This is a genomic window from Pseudacidovorax intermedius, from assembly GCF_003350475.1.
Classification (GTDB): domain Bacteria; phylum Pseudomonadota; class Gammaproteobacteria; order Burkholderiales; family Burkholderiaceae_C; genus Xenophilus; species Xenophilus intermedius.
On record NZ_QQAV01000008.1, the window covers coordinates 152,293 to 170,231 of the forward strand.

Annotated in this window: 18 protein-coding genes; 13 read left to right on the forward strand and 5 right to left on the reverse strand. The window is 70.5% G+C overall.

Going from position 1 to position 17,939, the window contains the following annotated elements:
- Positions 1–77: 77 nt before the first annotated feature.
- Positions 78–857, forward strand: a complete 780-nt coding sequence (locus DFR41_RS19080; protein WP_017757091.1) for an oxygen-binding di-iron domain-containing protein — start codon at positions 78–80, stop codon at positions 855–857.
- 14 nt (positions 858–871) lie between these two features.
- On the opposite strand, the gene DFR41_RS19085 is transcribed toward DFR41_RS19080, so the two are convergent.
- From DFR41_RS19085 to DFR41_RS19095, 3 genes are all read right to left on the reverse strand, one after another.
- Positions 872–1,105: a hypothetical protein gene (locus DFR41_RS19085; protein ID WP_114803911.1), complete on the reverse strand. Its 234-nt coding sequence runs from the start codon at positions 1,103–1,105 to the stop codon at positions 872–874.
- Positions 1,106–1,258: 153 nt separating this feature from the next.
- Positions 1,259–2,179 (reverse strand): peptidoglycan DD-metalloendopeptidase family protein, encoded by a 921-nt coding sequence (locus DFR41_RS19090; RefSeq protein ID WP_114803912.1) that lies wholly within the window; start codon positions 2,177–2,179, stop codon positions 1,259–1,261.
- 91 nt (positions 2,180–2,270) lie between these two features.
- A complete protein-coding gene (locus tag DFR41_RS19095; RefSeq protein WP_017759420.1) occupies positions 2,271–2,987 on the reverse strand; it encodes a GntR family transcriptional regulator in 717 nt (238 codons plus the stop codon).
- Positions 2,988–3,060: 73 nt separating this feature from the next.
- On the opposite strand from DFR41_RS19095, the gene pcp reads away from it, so the two are divergent.
- Positions 3,061–3,717 carry a pyroglutamyl-peptidase I gene (gene pcp, locus DFR41_RS19100; RefSeq protein ID WP_114803913.1) on the forward strand — a complete coding sequence of 219 codons (657 nt, stop codon included), beginning with the start codon at positions 3,061–3,063 and terminating at the stop codon, positions 3,715–3,717.
- Positions 3,718–3,736: 19 nt separating this feature from the next.
- Here the strand turns inward: pcp and DFR41_RS19105 are convergent, their stop codons facing one another.
- On the reverse strand, positions 3,737–4,609 hold the full coding sequence (locus DFR41_RS19105) for a LysR family transcriptional regulator (protein ID WP_017759422.1): 873 nt from the start codon (positions 4,607–4,609) through the stop codon (positions 3,737–3,739).
- A 101-nt stretch (positions 4,610–4,710) separates the two neighbouring features.
- Here DFR41_RS19105 and DFR41_RS19110 point away from each other — a divergent pair, with 101 nt between their 5' ends.
- The 10 genes from DFR41_RS19110 to DFR41_RS19155 all read left to right on the forward strand — a co-directional run bounded on the left by DFR41_RS19110 (position 4,711) and on the right by DFR41_RS19155 (position 15,573).
- On the forward strand, positions 4,711–5,154 hold the full coding sequence (locus tag DFR41_RS19110; RefSeq protein WP_170159426.1) for a VOC family protein: 444 nt from the start codon (positions 4,711–4,713) through the stop codon (positions 5,152–5,154).
- A gap of 768 nt (positions 5,155–5,922) precedes the next feature.
- Positions 5,923–7,170 carry an ABC transporter substrate-binding protein gene (locus tag DFR41_RS19115; protein WP_114803914.1) on the forward strand — a complete coding sequence of 416 codons (1,248 nt, stop codon included), beginning with the start codon at positions 5,923–5,925 and terminating at the stop codon, positions 7,168–7,170.
- 14 nt (positions 7,171–7,184) lie between these two features.
- The gene (locus DFR41_RS19120) at positions 7,185–8,063 is read left to right on the forward strand and encodes a branched-chain amino acid ABC transporter permease (protein ID WP_076506637.1); all 879 of its coding nucleotides are present in this window, start codon (positions 7,185–7,187) and stop codon (positions 8,061–8,063) included.
- Complete coding sequence (locus DFR41_RS19125; RefSeq protein WP_017762349.1) at positions 8,063–9,097, forward strand: branched-chain amino acid ABC transporter permease; 1,035 nt, start codon at positions 8,063–8,065, stop codon at positions 9,095–9,097. The genes DFR41_RS19120 and DFR41_RS19125 overlap by 1 nt, the downstream gene beginning before the upstream one ends.
- On the forward strand, positions 9,094–9,867 hold the full coding sequence (locus DFR41_RS19130) for an ABC transporter ATP-binding protein (RefSeq protein ID WP_114803915.1): 774 nt from the start codon (positions 9,094–9,096) through the stop codon (positions 9,865–9,867). Before DFR41_RS19125 ends, DFR41_RS19130 begins: the two co-directional genes overlap by 4 nt.
- Positions 9,860–10,564 carry an ABC transporter ATP-binding protein gene (locus DFR41_RS19135; protein ID WP_043114882.1) on the forward strand — a complete coding sequence of 235 codons (705 nt, stop codon included), beginning with the start codon at positions 9,860–9,862 and terminating at the stop codon, positions 10,562–10,564. Before DFR41_RS19130 ends, DFR41_RS19135 begins: the two co-directional genes overlap by 8 nt.
- Positions 10,565–10,633: 69 nt before the next feature.
- A complete protein-coding gene (locus DFR41_RS19140) occupies positions 10,634–11,428 on the forward strand; it encodes a putative hydro-lyase (RefSeq protein WP_017762352.1) in 795 nt (264 codons plus the stop codon).
- Between the two features lie 14 nt (positions 11,429–11,442).
- Positions 11,443–12,222, forward strand: coding sequence for a LamB/YcsF family protein (locus DFR41_RS19145; RefSeq protein WP_114803916.1), 780 nt, complete (start codon positions 11,443–11,445; stop codon positions 12,220–12,222).
- 2 nt (positions 12,223–12,224) lie between these two features.
- Positions 12,225–13,838: a 5-oxoprolinase subunit B/C family protein gene (locus tag DFR41_RS19150; protein ID WP_114803995.1), complete on the forward strand. Its 1,614-nt coding sequence runs from the start codon at positions 12,225–12,227 to the stop codon at positions 13,836–13,838.
- Between the two features lie 4 nt (positions 13,839–13,842).
- Positions 13,843–15,573 (forward strand): acetyl/propionyl/methylcrotonyl-CoA carboxylase subunit alpha, encoded by a 1,731-nt coding sequence (locus DFR41_RS19155; protein ID WP_114803917.1) that lies wholly within the window; start codon positions 13,843–13,845, stop codon positions 15,571–15,573.
- Positions 15,574–15,607: 34 nt separating this feature from the next.
- Here DFR41_RS19155 and DFR41_RS19160 read toward each other — a convergent pair whose 3' ends face one another.
- Positions 15,608–16,534 carry a LysR family transcriptional regulator gene (locus tag DFR41_RS19160; RefSeq protein WP_114803918.1) on the reverse strand — a complete coding sequence of 309 codons (927 nt, stop codon included), beginning with the start codon at positions 16,532–16,534 and terminating at the stop codon, positions 15,608–15,610.
- 117 nt (positions 16,535–16,651) lie between these two features.
- On the opposite strand from DFR41_RS19160, the gene DFR41_RS19165 reads away from it, so the two are divergent.
- A complete protein-coding gene (locus DFR41_RS19165; RefSeq protein WP_114803919.1) occupies positions 16,652–17,767 on the forward strand; it encodes a YeiH family protein in 1,116 nt (371 codons plus the stop codon).
- Positions 17,768–17,939 lie beyond the last annotated feature (172 nt).

Sequence of the window (17,939 nt, forward strand, 5' to 3'; positions counted from 1 at the left end):
CGAGCGCCGCATCGACATGCGGTGGACTCAGGTCAAGAATCCGCCGTTCTTCGTCTTCCCGCCCCGGCGCCGGCCCCGTGCCCATCGAGCTCTACCGCGACGCGCAGCATGCCTGCCTGATGTTCACCGACCTGGTCCGCGACGGCGGCGAGGCGGTGCAGTGCAACCAGTTCCTGCTGATCGACCAGGGCGTGGGCGCCATCATCGATCCGGGCGGCAACATCGCCTTCAACGAGCTCTTCCTGGGCATGACGCGGCACTTCCCGCCGAACCGGCTGAGCTATCTGATCGCCTCGCATGCCGACCCCGACATCATTGCCTCGCTGGACCGCTGGCTGACCACCACCTCGGCGCAGCTGGTGATCTCGCGCATCTGGGCCCGCTTTGCGCCGCACTTCGCCAAGAGCGGCAAGACGACGGAGCGTGTGCTGTCGGTGCCCGATGCGGGCGGGCGGCTGCGGCTGGGCGGCAGCGAGTTGTGGTTGCTGCCCGCGCACTTCCTGCATTCGGAAGGCAACTTCCAGTTCTACGACCCTGTGAGCCGCATCCTGTTCTCGGGGGATCTGGGGGCCTCGATGGTGGGCGGTGCCGAGGCGCAGACGCCGGTGACGGACTTCGCCCGCATCTGCCCGCACATGGAAGCCTTCCACCGCCGCTACATGGTGTCCAACAAGGTCATGCGGCTGTGGGTGCGCATGGCACGGCAGCTGGACATCGCACTGCTGGTGCCGCAGCACGGCGCGCCGCTCGCGGGGCCGGCCATCGGCGCTTTTCTGGACTGGGCCGAATCCCTGCAGTGCGGGATCGACCTGCTGGGGCAGGACGCCTACCTCGTGCCGTCGGGCGTGTTGGGATAGGCGTCCTGCATCGCCTAGGCGGCGGCTTGGTCGCCTCTTTCGGGGCGGATCTTTCCAGCCTCCACGTACTGGTCGTACTGCAGCCGCGGCATGGCCGTGGTGCCGACGGTGCCGGGCTCGGCTTCCCACGACAGGGTGACGCTGTCGTCGGCTTCCAGGATCTCGACCCGGCCCTCCGGGATCTCGATGGGCGCGCCGTCGCCGGGCGTGAAGGTGACGTGGCCATGGATGGTGGCAAATCGGGGCATTCGTTTCTCCTCGGACGATGGTTCGGGCGGGCCTTCCACTGCGACCCGCCTCGCTGCGGATTGCATCAGGGCCGGGGCCGGATGCCGTGTCGGACGGCGGCGCATGCTGCAGCGCGGCAGGGTCGCTTTCCTGGTTGAGGCCGGCCGAAGCCTTCAGGCCTCGATGAAGAGCGCCGGGTCCACCATCGTCCGGTTGAGCATCACGCCCCAGTGCAGGTGCGGCCCCGTCACGCGGCCGGTGGCGCCGACGGCGCAGAAGGCGTCGCCCGTGGCCAGGCGGTCGCCCACCTTCGCATCGATGCGGCTGAGGTGGCAGTACATGCTCAGCAGTCCGCCGCCATGGTCCAGCCAGACGGTGCCGCCGTTGAAGAAGTAGTCGCCCGTGTCGATCACCCGTCCGGGCAGCGGCGCGCGCACGGGCGCGCCGGTGGCGGCGGCGATGTCCATGCCGCTGTGCGGATTGCGGGCCTGGCCGTTGAAGACGCGGCGCAGGCCGAAGGAGCTGGAGCGTCGCCCGGGCACCGGCACCGCCATCGCCAGTTCGGCGGGCAGCGGGTCGCTGAAGGTGGCCATCACGCCGGCCTGGTGGTCGCGCTCGCGCTCGTAGCGGGCCTGGTCCGCGGCGGAGAGGTCGACGGTCTTCGGCGCCACGGTGAGGCGCTGCTCGGCATAGCGCTTGGGCGCGATGGCATAGGGGATGCGGCGGCTGCCGCCCGCCTCGCCGACCCGCACGTGGGCCTCGCCGGGCTGCGCGGCAAGCGGAATGCCGACGATGGCGGTCCAGGCGATGGCGTCGCCCACCACCAGCACCGGCAGGCCCGCTTCCGTCGTCACGCGCGGGTGATGGTTGGCGGGGCCCAGCGGCAGTCGTGCCACGCCGCCCGGCACCTGGAGGGCGTGCGGCCACACGCCCGGCTCGGCCTCGGTCGATGGATCGCCGGTGCGGGCCCTGGCCGCGGCGTCCAGGGCCAGGACGGGGAGCGCGGCGCAGGCCGCCGCGATCGAGAGGAAGGCGCGTCGGCGGGTGCCGGCATGCGTCGAAGCGGAAGTAGAGAAGCGGGGCAGGTCGGTCATTCGTTCGGTTCAGGTCTTTGGCGAAGATGGCGCGTCGTCCGGGCGGCCGCCTGTCGGCGCGCGACAGGCGTCCCCCTTTGCGGCCAGGCGCTCAGCCCGCGCCCAGCCCGCCATCGGCCATGCGCCGGGCATAGACCGCCAGCACGATGCGCTCCGAATGCACGAGGTAGTCGCTCAGCGCGGTGCTCGCCTTGGCGAAGTCGCCGGCCTCGGTCAGTTCCAGGATGCGCTGGTTCATGTCCACGTAGGGCGCGTGCAGGAACTCGGGGTCGCGCAGCATGCCGAAGGCCAGCCGCAGCTCGGCCAGCACCTGGCCGAAGAGCTGGTTGAGCCGCTCGCTGTCCGCCAGTTCCACGATGCCCATGTGGAAGGCCATGTTGGCCGTTCCCACGCCCAGCCAGTCGCCGGCATCGCGGGCGCGCACGGCTGCCTCCACCGCCTCGCGCATGCGCTTCTTGGCCGGATGCCGCGGGTAGGCCTGGGCCAGGGCCTGGCATTCGATCAGCCGGCGCACGCGGTAGATGTCGATGATGGCCGCGATGCTCGGGATGGCCACGAACACGCCCCGGTTGGGCTCGTGACGCAGCAGGCCGTCCTTGGTGAGCAGGCGGAACACCTCGCGCAGGGTATTGCGCGAGATGGCGAGGCTGTCGCTCAGCGTCTGCTCCGACAGCCGCTGGCCGGGCGCGAACTCGCCGTGGGTGATCTTCTGGCGGATCTGCTCGGCCACGCGCTCCGTGAGCGTGCGGGCGGAGGCGGCGTCGTCGGCAGCCGGGCCGGCCGTGGCGGAGGAGGGGGTCTTGGTCATGCGTAGCGAACAGGAGCGACGATCCGGCGTCTTGGGGGGGTGCCGGGCGGCTGTCGATTATTCTGCTTTCGCCATGCCCCGCATCCTGCTCTCCGGCTTCGAGCCCTTCGATCGCGACACCGTCAATCCGTCCTGGGAGGTGGCGCGGGCATTGGACGGCTGGCAGGTCGATGGCGCGACCGTGCAGGCGGTGCGCTTGCCCTGCGTGTTCGGCGAAGCGCTGGAGCGGCTCGATGCCGCCCTGGCTGTGGGGGAGCGGCCCGTGCTGGTGATCGGCCTGGGCCTGGCAGGCGGGCGTACCGAGGTGACGCCGGAGCGCGCGGCCCTCAACGTGGACGATGCGCGCATCCCCGACAACGCGGGGCGGCAGCCCGTGGATCGGCCCGTGGTCGCGCAGGGGCCGGCCGCCTACTTCTCCACCCTGCCCGTCAAGGCCATCGTGCAGGCGCTTCGCCGCGAGGGGCTCCCGGCCTCGGTGTCGAACAGTGCCGGGACCTTCGTCTGCAACCATGTCTTCTATGGGCTGATGCACCGGCTGGCCACGCAGGCCGGACTGCAGGGCGTGCGCGGTGGCTTCGTCCATGTGCCGGCCTTGCCCGAGCAGGCCGCGCGGATGCCGGGCATGCCGAGCCTCGGCCTGGAGATGCAGGTGCAGGCGCTGCGCGTCCTGCTGCAGACGGCGCTGACCGTGCAGACGGACCTGCGGGAGCAGGGCGGCAGCCTGCGCTGACACGGCGGCGCCGGCCGCGCTAGTCGGTGTAGGCCTGGCCGATCAGTTGCAACAGATCGAGCAGGGCCGGGGCGGGGCTGCTGCGGGTGCGGGTCACCAGCCCGATCTCGCGGAAGAAGGTGTGCTCGCCCAGCGACACGGCGCGCACGCCATCGGGCCACGGCGCCTTGCCGAAGGATTGCGGCACCAGGGAGACGCCCATGCCGCATGCCACCATCTGCGCGATCGCGTCGAGCTCGTCGATCTCGACGCAGTCCTGCACGCTCAGGCAGGCATCGCGCAGGAAGCGCTCGACCAGCCGGCCGCCGAAGGAGGTGCGGTCGTAGCGGATGAAGGGTTGCGTGGCCAGGACGCCGCGCCAGTCCTCGGACTCCGGCAGCGCGGTGGGAACCAGCAGCCAGAAGGGCTCCTGCGTCAGCGGCGTCCAGGCCAGGTCGGCCTGCAGGCCGAACACCGGGCGGATCATGATCGCGGCGTCCAGTTCGCCGGCGTCCACCTGGTTGAGCAACTGGAAGGACACGCCCGGCACCACGCGCACATGGACGCCCGGATGCTGTGCGCGAAAGTGCATCAGCACCCGCGGCAACACGCGCGACTGCGCCGAGGCGATGGCGCCCAGCGACAGGCGGCCGCTCAACGGCCGGCTCCGCGACTGGGCCGCCATGTCGTCGAACAGGCGCACCACCTCGCGCGCCTGCGCCAGCGCATTCAGGCCCTGTGGGTTGAGCCGGGCGGTGCGTCCCTCGCGGATGAAGAGCGCGTGGCCCAGCTGTTCCTCCAGCCGTTGCATCTGGGCGCTGACGGCGGCCTGGGTGAGGCCGATCCGCTGTCCTGCGCGGACGAAGGTGCCTTCCTCGGCGATGGCAATGAATGTCTTGAGCTCGCGGATCATGATCGATCAATTTTATTGATTGAATTCAGAAAAATATATTGATTTTATTTTTCTTCAAGCCTTCCTAGACTGGCGCCCAGCTTCCCCACCCTCTCACTGCCATGCTCGACGTGACCACCAATCCCACCCTGATGTCGCCCTTCCACCTCGCCTTCCCGGTCGACGACCTTGCCAAGGCGCGCACCTTCTACGGCGAACTGCTGGGCTGCCCCGAGGGCCGGAGTTCGGAGGACTGGATCGACTTCAACTTCTACGGCCACCAGATCGTGGCGCACCTGGCCCCCGGCGAATGCGGGCTGGCCCAGCGCAACGCGGTGGACGGCCACGGCGTGCCGGTGCGCCACTTCGGCATCGTTCTGCCCATGGCGCAGTGGGAGGACATGGCCCAGCGGCTGCGTGCTGCGGGCGTCGAATTCGTGATCGAGCCCTATGTCCGTTTCAAGGGCGAGGTGGGTGAACAGGCCACGATGTTCTTTTTGGATCCGGCCGGCAATGCCATGGAAATCAAGGCGTTCAAGGACATCACGCGGCTTTTCGCCAAGTAAATAGTTTCCGCTCCGTGCCGTGCCCAGCAGGGCCGGCGGGAAAAGCGCCCGGTTTTAAACCGGGCGCTTTTTTTATTGGAGATCAATGGCGAGCGAGGTGCAAGAAAGGGCCTCGTTCCTCGCGCCAGATTGGTTTTGGTTTGGTGTTCGTGGCTCTGCAAGTTGTTGTCATAAAAGGACAAATTTTCCGACCAAGGATGCCCGCCGGGCGAGTCGACATTAACTTTAGGCTCGAATCCCGAATCTGGTGCCTCATGCCCTTTCCTGGGCGTGCCCAATTGAGGTGGCGCACGGGCTGGTGCATTTGTTCGAATCGACAATGCATTTTGTTTGGCATGGATCATGCGTATTCCACTGCATTCTTGATTTCCATCAAATTCGGTTTCTTTTGAGCGCGGGATTTTTTCCAGGCGCCGTCCGCATGCACAGAACACTTACGGCACGCCGCCCCTGGCGGTTCGACATGGAGAGAGCAAACGCCCGCCGAGGCACCGCCCTCGGCGGGCAGGTTCGCGAGTCCTCGATCATCCGGATCAGCACTCCTCCGGTCCGCTGACGTGCACCACGAGGACCGCTGCCTGCACCGTGGCAGGGCAAACCCGGGCTTTTCGCGCCCCAATATTGTTCAACAATCAATATTGTGTTGTTGGATTTGATGGATCGCGTTGTTGGAGTATGGCATGGGTTTTGCGTCACAAGCACGACAAGCCTGTAGCCGCCGGCGCTGTGCCGGCACTGATGTCGATCAACCTTTTTGAGGAGTTGCTGATGAACCGCAGAGAAATCCTGATGCAGATGGCTGGCCTTGGCGCCCTGGCGATGAGCGCGTCGCCCAGTTGGGCTGCCGACGACGACATCGTGGTCGGCGCCATCTATCCCATGAGCGGCCCCAACGCCCAGGTGGGCGTGGACGCGCGCCACGCCATCGACACGGCCCTGCAGATCATCAACACGCCCACGCAGGTCGATCTGCCCGGTGCCGCCGGCTCGGGGATCGCCAGCCTGGGTGGCCGCAAGTTGCGGGTGGTCTACGCCGATCACCAGGCCGACCCGCAGAAGGGCCGCGCCGAAGCCGAGCGCCTGATCACGCAGGAGAAGGCCGTGGCCATCATCGGCTGCTTCCACTCCTCGGTGGCCGCCACCGTCAGCACCACCTGCGAGCGCTATGGCGTGCCCTTCGTGTGCGCGGACTCCTCCTCGCCCAGCCTGCATCGCCGCAATCTCAAGACCTTCTTCCGGCCGGCCGCGCACGACGAGATGTTCTCCGAGGCCATGTTCGACTTCATGGATCTGCAGAAGAAGCAGGGCAAGAAGGTCGAGACCGTGGCCCTGTTCTTCGAGGACACCATCTTCGGCACCGACTCGTCCACCGTGCAGCGCAAGCTGGCCGCCGAGCGCGGCTACAAGGTGGCGGCGGACGTGAAGTTCCGCGCCAACTCGCCCTCGCTGTCGGCCGAGGTGCAGCAGCTCAAGTCTGCCAACGCGGACGTGCTGCTGCCCTCCTGCTACACCACCGACGTCATCCTGCTGATGAACACCTGCACGCAGCTGGGCTACAAGCCGCGCAACATCGTGGCGCAGGCTGCCGGCTTCGTGGAGAAGGCCGCGCTCGACGTGGTGGGCGACAAGCTGCAGGGCATGATCACCCGCGCCAGCTTCGCACTGGACACCGCCGGCAAGCGGCCGTCCATCGGCTTCGTCAACACCGCCTTCAAGGCCCGCGCGGGCCGCGACCTCAACGACGCCAGCTCGCGGCAATTCATGGCGGCCATCGTGCTGGGCGACGCGCTGCAGCGCGCCGGCTCCACCGACAGCGAGAAGCTGCGCGCGGCCCTGGCCGCCACCGACATTCCGGGCGACAAGACCATCATGCCGTGGTCGCGCGTCAAGTTCGACGCCAGCGGCCAGAACACCTTCGCCAGCCCGGTGCTGCAGCAGTTCAAGGGCACGGGCTTCGTCACCGTCTTCCCGACGGCGGTGGCGATGGGCCAGCCCGTGTGGCCGATGAACGGCTGAGCCGGGAAGCACGAATGAACGCGCAAGCAATCGCGCAGGTGCTCGCCAGCGGCGTGCTGATGGGGCTCATGTATGCGCTCATCGCCGTCGGCCTGTCGCTCATCTTCGGGCTGATGGACGTCGTGAACTTCGCCCACGGCGAGTTCCTGATGATGGGCATGTACCTCACCTTCGGCCTGGCCGTGGGCCTGCACCTGGACCCGCTGATCGGCATGCCGATCGTCGGCGCGGTGCTGTTCATGGCGGGCGTGCTGGTGTATCTGCTGATCGTGCGCCATGCCATGCGGGCCAAGGCCAACGTGGGCATGGTGCAGATCTTCTCCACCTTCGGCCTGGGCACGCTGATGCAGGGCCTGGCCCAGTACTTCTTCACGCCCGACTACCGGCAGATCAGCAACAGCTGGCTGGCCAACAAGACGGTGGAGATCGGCGGCGTCTTCCTGCCGCAGCCGCAGATCGCCGGTGCGGTGGTCTCGCTGCTGGCCTTCGGCGGGCTGTACCTGCTGATGTCGCGCACCGACTTCGGCCGCGCGCTGGAAGCCACGCGCGAGGACCAGGGCGCCGTGGCGCTGGTGGGCATCGACCGCAACCGCGTCTTCGCGCTGGGCTGGGGCCTGGGCCTGGCCATGGTGGGCGTGGCCGGTGCCATGCTGGCCAATTTCTATTACATCCATCCGCAGGTGGGCGGCGCCTTCAGCGGCATCGCCTATGTCGTGGTCGCCCTCGGCGGCTTCGGCAGCGTGTTCGGTGCGCTGGTGGGCGGCGTGGTGGTCGGGCTGGTCGAGGCCATGACCACGCTGGTGCTGCCCGCCTCGCTCAAGACCGTGGGCGTGTATGCCCTGTACCTGCTGGTGGTCCTGCTGCGTCCCAGCGGCCTTTTCGGGAGACTCTGATGACCGACGCAGCGATTGCTGTTCCCGCCGGCCGTGCGCCGGCCTCGGGTGCGCTGCAGGCCCATGCCGCGCAGCGGCGCCGCCAGTTGCTGACCGGCGCCGTCGTGCTGGTGCTGCTGGCCGCCGTGCCGCTGCTGGTGGGCGATGCCTACCTGCGTAACATCCTGATCCTCACCCTGATGTACGCCGCGCTGGCACAGGCCTGGAACATCCTGGGCGGCTACTGCGGCCAGATCTCTCTGGGCCATGCGCTGTACTTCGGTGCCGGCGCCTACACCACCAGCGTGCTGTTCGTGAACTTCGGCGTGCTGCCCTGGTTCGGCATGGTGGCCGGCGCGCTGCTCGCGGCCGTGATGGCGCTGCTGCTGGGCTGGCTGTGCTTTCGCCTCAAGGGCCACTACTTCGCCATCGCCACGCTGGTGATCGCCGAGATCGGCCTGCTGCTGGTGCACAACTGGGACTACGTGGGCGCCGCCATGGGCATCCAGTGGCCGCTGGGCCCCGACAGCTGGGCCACGCTGCAGTTCGCACGCGACAAGGGGCCGTACTTCTACTTCGTGCTGGGCCTGTTCGCGCTGACCTGGCTGATCACTTTCTGGGTCGAGGGCTCGCGCTGGGGTTACTGGTGGCGCGCCGTCAAGGACAACCCCGAGGCCAGCGAGAGCCTGGGCGTGACGGTGTTCCGCTCCAAGATGGCGGCGGCCGCCCTGTCGGCCAGCCTCACGGCCATCGGCGGCGGCTTCTATGCGGCCTTCGTGGCCTACATCGACCCGGACAGCGTCATGCACTTCCGCTTCTCGCTGCTCATGGTGCTGCCGGTGGTGCTCGGCGGCATCGGCACCCTGTGGGGGCCGCTGCTGGGCGCGGTGATCCTGATCCCGCTGACCGAGGCCATCCGCAGCTACATGGGCGGCTCGGGCACCGGCACCGACCTCATCGTCTACGGCGCGCTCGTGATGGGCGTGGCCGTACTCAAGCCCGAAGGCCTGATCGGCCTGTTCAGCGGCCTGCGCCGCAAGGCAGGTGCCGCATGAATGCCGCCAACGACGCCCGCCCGGCGACGACGCCGGCAGCCGACCGGCCCATCCTGCAGCTGACCGATATCTGGCAGCGCTTCGGCGGCCTGGTGGCCAATGCCGAAGTCACCTTCGACGTGCCCCGCGGCCAGATCCTCGGACTCATCGGCCCCAACGGCGCGGGCAAGTCCACGCTGTTCGGCATCATCGCCGGTGCCCGCGCGCCGGTGCAGGGCCAGGTGGTGTTCGAAGGCCGCGACGTCACCCGGCTGGATGCGCCCGCACGCTGCGCGCTGGGCATCGCCCGCACCTACCAGGTGCCGCGCTCCTTCGACAGCATGAGCGTGCTGGACAACGTGATGGTGGGCAGCTTCTCGCGCCACACCCGCGCCGCCGCCGCCCGCGAGGCCGCGCTGGAGGTGCTGGACTTCACGGGCCTCATCGGCCGCGCCGGCGCCTCGGCCGGCGACCTCACGCCGCCCGAGAAGCGCCGCCTGGAAGTGGCCCGCGCCCTCGCCACTGAACCGCGCCTGCTGCTGCTGGACGAGGTGATGACCGGCCTGACGCCCAGCGAGGCGCGCAAGGGCGTGGAGCTCATCCGCCGCATCCGCGACCGCGGCATCACCGTCATCATGGTCGAGCACGTGATGGAGATCGTCATGCCCCTGGTGGACCGGGCCATCGTGCTCAACCTCGGCCGCGTGCTCAGCCAGGGCGCGCCGCAGGAGGTGGTGCGCGATCCGGCCGTCGTGGCCGCCTACCTTGGAGACCGCCATCGTGCTGCTTGAAGTGTCCAACCTCACCACGGCCTACAACGGGCTGATCGCCATCTCGGACATCTCGATGAACGTGGCAGAGGGCGAGATCGTGGTGGTGGCCGGCGCCAACGGCGCGGGCAAGTCCACCTTGCTGAAGTCCATCGCCGGGATGGAGCGGCCCCAGGGCGGCAGCGTGCGCTTCGACGGTACGCCCATCGACGCCATGCCCGCCCACCAGATCCCGCAGCGCGGCTTGGCCTACGTGCCCGAGAACCGCCGTCTCTTCCCGCGGCTGTCGGTGGCCGACAACCTGCGCCTGGGCAGCTACCTCTACCGCAAGCAGGCCGACCGCGAGGCGCCGCTGGAGCAGGTCTTCACGCTGTTCCCGCGGCTGAAGGAGCGCCTGCCGCAGCGGGCCGAGACGCTCTCGGGCGGCGAGCAGCAGATGCTGGCCATCGGCCGCGCGCTCATGACGCGCCCGCGCCTGCTGATGCTCGACGAGCCCTCGCAGGGCATCATGCCCAAGCTGGTCGACGAGATCTTCGAGGCCGTCAAGACCATCCGTGCCGGCGGCGTGACCGTGCTGCTGGTCGAGCAGCGGCTGGTCGAGAGCCTGGAGATCGCCGACCGCGCCTACGTGTTGCAGACCGGTCGCGTGATGCTCAGCGGCACCGCCGCGCAGATCAGCGCCGACCCGGACGTGCGCCGGGCCTACCTGGGCATGTGAGCGATGCAGGCGCGTCCGCCTGCATCACCCCCGCCCCGAATCCAGACCATTGCCCCCGAGGACTCTCTCATGTCGCTCCCCCAGATCTGGCAGCAGCCCGCAGAGTTGCGCCAAGCCATCCGCCGCAAGGAATTCCGCGGCCACACCGCCGGCCAGGCGCCCGGCTACGCCCAGGGCAACCTGGCCATCCTGCCGCGTGCCTATGCCGACGAGTTCCTGCGCTTCTGCCGCCTCAATCCCAAGCCTTGCCCGGTGATCGGCATGACCGAGCCGGGCGATCCGCGCGTGCCCGAACTGGGCGCCGACATCGACCTGCGCTTCGACGTGCCCGGCTACTGTGTCTTCCGCGATGGCGAGAAGGTCGGCGAGGTGGCCGACCTGGGCGAACTCTGGCAGGACGACATGGTCGGCTTCGTGCTGGGCTGCTCGCTGTCCTTCGAGGCGGCGCTGCTCGACGCCCTTGTGCCGGTGCGCCACATCGACGATGACCACACGGTGCCCATGTACAACACCAACCTGCCCAATGGGCAGGCCGGCCGCTTCGGCGGCAACATGGTGGTGAGCATGCGGCCGATGACGCCGGCGCAGGCCATCCGGGCCATCCAGGTCACGTCCCGCTTTCCGGCGGTGCACGGCGCGCCGGTGCACTTCGGCGACCCGGCTGCCATCGGCATCGCCGACCTCGCGCGCCCCGACTACGGTGTGCCTTCCGAGATCCGCGAGGGCGAGGTGCCCGTCTTCTGGGCCTGCGGCGTGACGCCCCAGCAGGCCATCCGCGTGGCGCGCCCGCCCCTGGCCTTCACGCACAAGCCCGGCCACATGCTGGTGGCCGATGTGCGCAACAGCGAGCTGGCCGCCTTCTGAGCGCGGTGACCTCCATGAACATCGACCTCAACAGCGACCTGGGCGAAAGCTTCGGCGCCTGGCGCATGGGCGACGACGCCGCCATGCTCGACGTCGTTAGCAGCGCCAACGTGGCCTGCGGCTTCCATGCGGGCGACCCGGCCGGCATCCTCGCCACGCTGCGGGCGGCTGCCGCGCGCGGCGTCACGGTGGGCGCGCATGTGTCCTATCCGGACCTGGCCGGCTTCGGCCGCCGCAACATGGACATGGCCAGCAGCGACCTGCGCGCTGCCGTCATCTACCAGATCGGCGCACTGCAGGGCCTGGCCGCCGCGGCCGGCACGCGGGTGCGCTACGTCAAGCCGCATGGCGCGCTCTACAACTTCATCGCCCACGACGAGCGGCAGGCGCAGGACGTGATCGCCGCCGTCCGCGCCATCGATGCTTCGCTCGCGCTGGTGGTGCTGGCCGGCTCGCCGCTGACGGGCTGGGCCCGCGCCGCGGGCCTGCGTACCGTGGCCGAGGCCTTTGCCGACCGCGGCTACCGGCCCGACGGCAGCCTGGTGCCGCGCAGCCAGCCCGGCGCCGTGCTGCACGACCCCGCAGCCGTGGCCCAGCGCATGGCCCGCCTGGTGCGCGACGGCACTGTCACCGCCGACGATGGCAGCACGGTGTGCATCGAGGCCCAGTCCATCTGCCTGCATGGCGACAGCCCCGGCGCGGTCGCCATGGCGCGCGCGCTGCGCGAGCGCCTGCTGGCCGAAGGCGTGACCATCCGCAGCTTCGTGGAAGCCGAAGAAGGAGTGCCCGCGTGAGTCTGCGCGTGTTGCCTGCCTCCGCCCGCTTGGTGCTGGTGGAACTGGACGATCTGGCCCAGACCCTGGGCCTGCTGGCCTCGCTGCAGGCCAGCCCCATCGACGGCGTGGGCGAGATCGTGCCCGGCGCGCGCACGCTGCTGGTCGAGTTCGATCCGCTGCGCATCGGCCGCGAACGCCTGGCCGCGGCCCTGGCCGCCCGTCCGCGCGAAGCCGTGGAGGCCCGGGGCGGCGCCGTGGTCGAGTTGCCCGTGCACTACGACGGCGAGGACCTCGCCGACGTGGCGGCGCTACTCGGCACCACGCCCGAGGACGTGGTGCGCCGCCACACCGGCACCGACTGGTTCGTGGCCTTCACCGGCTTCGCGCCGGGCTTCGCCTACCTGAGCGGTGGCGACGAGCTGCTGCGGCGCGTGCCGCGGCGGAACTCGCCGCGCACGCGCATCCCGCCGGGTGCCGTGGCGGTCGCGGGCGGCTTCAGCGGCGTCTATCCGAAGGCCAGCCCCGGCGGCTGGCAACTGCTGGGCCAGACGCCGGTGCCCATGTGGGACCTGGACCGTGACCCGCCCGCGCTGTTGCAGCCCGGGCAGCGCGTGCGCTTCGTGGATGCGGGCGCACGACCGGTGGCCGTGCCCGTTTCCGCCGCACCGGTGCTTGCCGATGCGTCGCACTCGCCGCCGGTGGACGGCGTTCAGGCGGCCGGCCTGCGCATCGTCCAGCCCGGCCTCCAGGCCCTGCTGCAGGACGCCGGCCGGCCGGGCCAGGCCGGGCAGGGCGTGTCGGCCTCCGGCGCCATGGACCGCGGCGCGCTGCGCGCCGCCAACCGGCTGGTTGGCAACGTCATCGACACCGCCTGCATCGAAGTGGCACAGGGCGGCTTCGTGCTGCAGAGCCGTGGAGACACGGTGGTGGCGGTCACTGGCGCCATCGGCCCGCTCACCCTGCGCGCGCCCGACGGTCGCCAGTGGCCGGTGCCCCGCCATGCGCCGCTGGCGCTGGGCGACGGCGACCGCCTGCTGCTGGGCGAGCCCGAGGCCGGCGTGCGCAGCTACATCGCGCTGCGCGGCGGCATCGCCCGCGCGTCGGTGATGGGCAGCCTCGCCTTCGACACGCTGGCCCAGGTCGGCCCCGCGCCGCTCGTCGCCGACGACTGGCTGCCCGCGCACGCCGACACGGCCCGCGGCCTGCGCGCCGTCGGCGATGCCGAGGCGCCCCGCGACGACCTGCCCCGTGCCGGCGCGCTCGTCACCCTCGACATCCAGCTGGGCCCGCGCACCGACTGGTTCACGCCCGAGGCCGTGGCGCTGCTGGCCGCGCAGGAATGGACCGTCACGCCCCAGTCCAACCGCGTCGGCCTGCGCATCCAGGGCGCCGAGCCGCTCACCCGCGCCGTCACCGCCGAGCTGCCCAGCGAGGGCACGGCGCTGGGCGCCATCCAGGTGCCGGCCAGCGGCCAGCCGGTGCTCTTCCTGGCCGACCATCCGCTCACCGGCGGCTATCCCGTCATCGGCTGCATCGCGCCCTGGCACCTGGACCTGGCGGGCCAGATCCCCGTCGGTGCGCGCATCCGCTTCCATGTCGTCGCCGGCTTCACGCCCATCGAATTCCGAGACTGATCCCATGAAGAAAGTCCTCATCGCCAACCGCGGCGAGATCGCGGTGCGCATCGCCCGCGCCTGTGCCGACTACGGCGTGCAGTCGGTCGCCGTGTATGCCGATGCCGATATCGACGCGCTGCATGTGCGCGTGGCCGACGAGGCCTACGGCCTCGATGGCCAGCGTCCCGCCGACACCTACCTGCACATCGACAAGCTGCTGGCCATCGCGCGCCGCAGCGGCGCCGATGCGGTGCATCCCGGCTACGGCTTCCTGTCCGAGAACGCGGCCTTCGCCCAGGCCGTCATCGACGCAGGCCTGACGTGGATCGGCCCGCCGCCATCGGCCATCGCCCGGCTGGGCGACAAGGTCGAGGCGCGCAAGATCGCGCTGAAGGTGGGCGCGCCGCTGGTGGAAGGCACGGCCGACCCGGTGAAGAACGCCGCCGAGGTCGAGGCCTTCGCCCGCGCCCATGGCCTGCCGATCATCATCAAGGCGGCCTTCGGCGGCGGTGGCCGCGGCATGAAGATCGCCTGGCGCGTGGACGAGGTGGCCGAGCTGTACGAATCGGCGGTGCGCGAGGCCGTGACCGCCTTCGGCCGCGGCGAATGCTTCGTCGAGCAGTTCCTGGACCGGCCGCGCCACATCGAGGCCCAGGTCATCGCCGACACGCACGGCCATGTGCTGGTGCTCGGCACCCGCGACTGCTCGCTGCAGCGGCGCAACCAGAAGCTGGTGGAAGAGGCGCCCGCGCCCTTCATCAGCGAAGCGCAACGCGAACGCATCCATCAGGCGGCGCGCGACATCTGCGCCGAGGCCGGCTACGTGGGCGCGGGCACGGTCGAGTTCCTGCTGAGCAACACGGGCGCCATCTCCTTCCTGGAGGTGAACACGCGGCTGCAGGTGGAGCACCCGGTGACCGAGGAAACCTGCGGCCTCGACCTGGTGGTCGAGCAACTGCGCGTGGCCGATGGCCTGCCCCTCACGCTGCGCGAGACGCCTGTGCCGCGCGGCCATGCCATCGAATTCCGCATCAACGCCGAGGATGTGGGCCGCGGCTTTCTGCCCGCGCCCGGGCCCGTGACGCTGTTCGAGCCGCCGGCCGGGCCGGGCGTGCGGGTCGACGCGGGCGTCTACAGCGGCGCCGTGGTGCCCGGCAGCTTCGACTCGCTGATGGCCAAGCTGATCGTCATGGGCGCCACGCGCGAGCAGGCGCTGGCCCGCGCACGGCGCGCGCTGGCCGAGTTCCGCATCGAGGGCGTGGCCACGGTGCTGCCCTTCCACCGCGCAGTGCTGCAGCAGCCGGACTTCATCGGCCGCGACGGCTTCAAGGTGCACACGCGCTGGATCGAGACCGACTTCGCCGAGCCCCTGGCCGCGGCTGTGCGGGCCGAGCCCGCGCCGGCCGAGGCGCTGCAGCGCACCGCCATCGAGATCGACGGCCGGCGCGTGAGCCTGGGCCTGCCCGCGCTGCTGCTGCGCGGCCTGGCGGCGGGCGCCGGCGGCGGCGCCCCGGCCGATGCGCAGGTCGCTTCCGCCGCCGACCCGGCCGCCGTGTCCGCGCCCATCGCCGGCACCGTGCAGGCCTGGAAGGTGCAGGAGGGCGAGGAGGTCGCCGAAGGCCAGCTCATCGCGGTGATGGAGGCCATGAAGATGGAGATGCAGGTCTGTGCCCACCGGGCCGGACGCGTGTCGCTGAAGGCGGCCGCCGGGGCCTACGTGGCGGCCGGCACGGCGCTGGCGCACGTCGGCTGACCCACCGCCGCGCCACGCGATGTGGCGCGCGGCTTCAGTCTGCCGCGGACCGCGCCATGGCCATGGCCCAGAAGCGCGACAGCGCCCGCGTCGGCTGCTTGTGCCGGTGCAGCACCAGATGACATTGCCGCCGCAGCGGCGGCAGCGCCGTCTGCAGCGCCACCAGCCGGCCGGCGGCCAGCGCCTCCTGCACCACCCAGCGCGACAGGCAGGCCACGCCCAGTCCTTCCACCGCCGCCTGCTGGATCGCCTCGGAGCTGCCCAGCTCCAGGCTGCGGGCATGTGCGCCCAGGTGCGGCAGCAGCAGCTGGTCGGTCACCTCGCGGGTGCCGGAGCCGGGCTCGCGCAGCAGCCACAGCGCCTCGCGCAGCCGGCGCATGGGCACGCGCGCCGCGTCGTCGGCAGCGCCGAAGGTGCCGGGCGCGGCGACCAGCACCATCTCGTCCTGCAGCCAGGGCGTGCTGGCCAGGGTGGGCAGCCGGTTGGGGCCCTCGATCAGGCCCACGTCCAGCTCGAAGGCGGCCACCGCTTCGCAGATGGCCTCGGTGTTGCCGATGCGCACGCGCGCCTGCCAGCCGGACGGCGCGGCCTGCAACTGGGCGCCGAGGAAGTCGCGCAGCAGCGCGGGCAGCACATGGTTGCCCAGCGTGGTGCTGGCGCCGATGCGCAGTGCGAGCGCGTCGGCACCGCCGCCCTCGTGGGCCAGGCGCTCGATGTCGGCCGCGGCGTCGAGCAGTGCGAGGGCGCGCGGCAGCACGCTGCGGCCGTCGTCGTTGAGCACCAGGCGCTTGCCGGTGCGGTCGAACAGGCGCAGCCCCAGCAGGCGCTCCAGCTCGTTCAGTGCCGAGCTGGTGGCCGACTGCGACAGCGCGATGGCCTGCGCGGCGGCGGCGGTGCTGCCCGCCTGGGCAATGGCGGCGAAGACGCGCATCTGGCGCAGGGTGAGGCGGGGCATGTCCATGGCGGAGTGTTTTCCATCGAGCGATCCAGTCGCTCGATCCTAGCCAGATTACCCGTTGGACGGGTCGAAAGCCGGTGCCTAGAGTCGAAGCCATTCCCATTGAAGGAGCGGCTTGCCATGAACACCGAGGTCCATTCCCATCCTGCCCATGCCCTGCCGGCCACGGCACCGGCGTCCCGGGGCGCGCATCTGCTGCCCGGGCTGGCCCTGGCCGGGCTGCTGGCCGCCGGGGGCATGGCGCTGGGCCAGGTCCCGGCGCTGGCCCACAGCGGGTTGAGCGCGCTCACCCCGGCCATCGTGCTGGGCATGCTGGTCGGCAACGGGGTGCCGGCGCACTGGCATGCCCGGCCCGGGCCGGGCATCGGCTTCGCCAAGCAGCAGCTGCTGCGGATGGGCGTGGTGCTCTACGGCCTGCGCCTGACGGTGCAGGACATCGGCCACGTGGGCCTGGCGGGCGTGCTGGTCGACGCGCTGATGCTGGCGTCCACCTTCGGCATTGCCTGCTGGGTCGGCCTGCGCTGGCTGCGCATGGAGCGCGAGACGGTGATGCTGATCGGTGCCGGCAGCGCGATCTGCGGCGCTGCCGCGGTGATGGCGACCGAGCCGGTGGTCCGGGGACGGCCCGCGCAGGTGACGGTGGCCGTGGCCACGGTGGTGGTCTTCGGCACGCTGGCCATCTTCACGTACCCGGCGCTGTATGCGCTCAACCAGCACTGGGCGCTGGTGCCGGGTGGCCAGCACGGCTTCGGGCTCTATGCCGGCGCCACCATCCACGAGGTCGCGCAGGTGGTGGCCGCTGCGCGGGGCATCGGACCCGAGGCCGCAGACGTCGCGGTCATCGCGAAGATGGTGCGCGTGATGATGCTGGCGCCCTTCCTGTTGATGCTGGCGGCCTGGCTGGGCCGGCGACGCGAAGCCCGCCATGCGGCGCACGGCGTGAACCCCGGAGACGGCACCGCGCCCGCCGCACGGCTGGCCGTGCCCTGGTTCGCCTTCGGCTTCGTGGCGGTGGTGCTGTTCAATTCGCTGCACTGGCTGCCGGCCGAGGCCGTGCAGGCGGCCAACGCGCTGGACAACCTGCTGCTTGCCATGGCGATGGGCGCCCTGGGCTTCAGCACGCGGCTGGGCGCCATCCGGCAGGCCGGTCCCCGACCGCTGCTGCTCGCCGCCGTGCTGGCCCTGTGGCTGGTGGTGGGCGGGGCAGTGGTCAGCCGCCTCGTCCTCGGTGCCTGATCCGGTTCGCGGGCGGCGCACCCGTCCGCGCCGCGTAGCGCAGGTGACGATGGCTCGTCCGCCGGACGGGCACACTGGGTGCGGGCTTCATCAGCAAAGCCCGCTGCCGGCCGGGACGCGTCTTCCGACGGCGGAATGCCAACAACCAGGAGCCAAGCGTGATCCGTCCATC

Excerpts from the sequence above, each read along its gene's own strand:
- DFR41_RS19110 (WP_170159426.1), top strand. The coding sequence starts at position 4,711 with ATGCTCGACGTGACCACCAATCCCACCCTGATGTCGCCCTTCCACCTC.
- DFR41_RS19115 (WP_114803914.1), top strand. The coding sequence starts at position 5,923 with ATGAACCGCAGAGAAATCCTGATGCAGATGGCTGGCCTTGGCGCCCTG.
- DFR41_RS19105 (WP_017759422.1), bottom strand. The coding sequence starts at position 4,609 with ATGATCCGCGAGCTCAAGACATTCATTGCCATCGCCGAGGAAGGCACC.
- DFR41_RS19090 (WP_114803912.1), bottom strand. The coding sequence starts at position 2,179 with ATGACCGACCTGCCCCGCTTCTCTACTTCCGCTTCGACGCATGCCGGC.
- DFR41_RS19165 (WP_114803919.1), top strand. The coding sequence starts at position 16,652 with ATGAACACCGAGGTCCATTCCCATCCTGCCCATGCCCTGCCGGCCACG.
- DFR41_RS19140 (WP_017762352.1), top strand. The coding sequence starts at position 10,634 with ATGTCGCTCCCCCAGATCTGGCAGCAGCCCGCAGAGTTGCGCCAAGCC.
- DFR41_RS19145 (WP_114803916.1), top strand. The coding sequence starts at position 11,443 with ATGAACATCGACCTCAACAGCGACCTGGGCGAAAGCTTCGGCGCCTGG.
- DFR41_RS19130 (WP_114803915.1), top strand. The coding sequence starts at position 9,094 with ATGAATGCCGCCAACGACGCCCGCCCGGCGACGACGCCGGCAGCCGAC.
- DFR41_RS19160 (WP_114803918.1), bottom strand. The coding sequence starts at position 16,534 with ATGGACATGCCCCGCCTCACCCTGCGCCAGATGCGCGTCTTCGCCGCC.
- DFR41_RS19095 (WP_017759420.1), bottom strand. The coding sequence starts at position 2,987 with ATGACCAAGACCCCCTCCTCCGCCACGGCCGGCCCGGCTGCCGACGAC.
- DFR41_RS19085 (WP_114803911.1), bottom strand. The coding sequence starts at position 1,105 with ATGCCCCGATTTGCCACCATCCATGGCCACGTCACCTTCACGCCCGGC.
- DFR41_RS19155 (WP_114803917.1), top strand. The coding sequence starts at position 13,843 with ATGAAGAAAGTCCTCATCGCCAACCGCGGCGAGATCGCGGTGCGCATC.
- pcp (WP_114803913.1), top strand. The coding sequence starts at position 3,061 with ATGCCCCGCATCCTGCTCTCCGGCTTCGAGCCCTTCGATCGCGACACC.
- DFR41_RS19125 (WP_017762349.1), top strand. The coding sequence starts at position 8,063 with ATGACCGACGCAGCGATTGCTGTTCCCGCCGGCCGTGCGCCGGCCTCG.
- DFR41_RS19120 (WP_076506637.1), top strand. The coding sequence starts at position 7,185 with ATGAACGCGCAAGCAATCGCGCAGGTGCTCGCCAGCGGCGTGCTGATG.